Origin of the sequence: Arenimonas metalli CF5-1 (assembly GCF_000747155.1) — a bacterium.
GTDB classification, from domain to species: Bacteria; Pseudomonadota; Gammaproteobacteria; order Xanthomonadales; family Xanthomonadaceae; genus Arenimonas; species Arenimonas metalli.
The window spans coordinates 1-710 of record NZ_AVCK01000058.1 but is presented as its reverse complement, the minus strand read 5'-3'; the positions used below and the strand labels follow the sequence as shown (position 1 = coordinate 710).

Annotated in this window: 1 pseudogene and 1 other annotated feature; the pseudogene reads right to left on the bottom strand. The window is 68.9% G+C overall.

Going from position 1 to position 710, the window contains the following annotated elements:
• Positions 1 to 660, bottom strand: a pseudogene (locus N787_RS14820) (IS3 family transposase); the annotation flags it as partial.
• Positions 263 to 379: a sequence feature (AL1L pseudoknot), on the bottom strand. (Overlaps the previous pseudogene by 117 nt.)
• Positions 661 to 710: the final 50 nt, after the last annotated feature.

Here is a 710-nt window from a genome sequence, read left to right as displayed (position 1 = left end):
CCATCTCCTGGCCGATCCACTTGCGCGGCTTGCCGCGCACCACGCCCTGCAGGCCGGCCAGGCGCATCAGCCGCTCCACCGTGCAGCGGGCCACCGGCACGCCTTCCCTGTGCAACTGTCGCCACACCTTGCGCGCCCCGTAGGCCTGCCGGTTCTCTTTCCAGACCCGGTCGATGATGGGCACCAGGGCCTGCTCCCGGTGCCAGCGCGCGGGCTGGCGTGACGGGTCGGCCTGGCGGCTGGTGTGCTCGTAGTACGTCGACGGGGCGATCGGCAACACCTTGCAGATCGGCTCGACCCCGTAGGCATCGCGGTGATCGTCGATGAACCCCTTTAAGGCTTGAATCGGCGGTCGAGCTCCGCCTGGGCAAAATACGCCGACGCCTTGCGCAGGATCTCGTTGGCCTGGCGCAGCTCGCGGTTCTCGCGCTCCAGGGCCTTGATCCGCGCCTGCTCGTCGGTCGTCAGCCCGGGCCGCAGCCCACTGTCGCGCTCGGCACGGCGGACCCACGTCCGCAGCGTCTCCGCCTTGCAGCCGATCTTCCCGGCCACCGACGTGATCGCCGCCCACTGGGAGCTGTGCTCGCCCTGGTGGTCCAGGACCATCCGCACCGCCCGCTCACGCACCTCGGGTGCGTACCTCGTCAACTTGTTGCTCATGGCTCCATCCTCTCAAGGTTTGGAGCCTCCGGGAAAGACGGGGCGATTCA